Below are 374 nucleotides of genomic sequence, written 5' to 3'. Positions count from 1 at the left end.
GGACGGGTGGAAAGCCTGGGCCTACCCCGTCTCCGTCGACCTGCTCTTGGTCGCCGCGTGGCGCCGACTGCGCTCGGACGGACCGTCCCGGCTGGCCTGGTGCTGGTTCCTGATCGCCCTGGTGGCCTCGCTCGGCGCGAACGTGGCCACCGCCGGGTTCCTCGATCTGGCCGACCCGCCCGCCGCCCTCCGTCTTGGCATCGCCGGATGGCCCGCGGTCGCCTTCCTCGGCGGAACGCTCCTCGCCCACTCGGCAACTGCCCAGCCGCAGCCGCTTCCGCAGCCACCCGTCGCGGACGCATCGGACGCCGAGCCCCCGGCCGAGCAGCCAGCACCGGACGCCCTAAGCTCGCCGGTCACGGAAGCCATGCCGG

General features: G+C 74.3%; 1 protein-coding gene. It reads left to right on the top strand.

What is annotated here, in order from left to right:
* The coding region (locus ACLZOT_RS50450) for a DUF2637 domain-containing protein (protein WP_416976052.1) at positions 1–374 on the top strand (374 nt) is incomplete at both ends.

Origin of the sequence: Streptomyces sp. 4F14 (assembly GCF_048159485.1) — a bacterium.
Lineage (GTDB): Bacteria > Actinomycetota > Actinomycetes > Streptomycetales > Streptomycetaceae > Streptomyces.
This window is presented reverse-complemented; position numbering and strand designations above follow the sequence as displayed.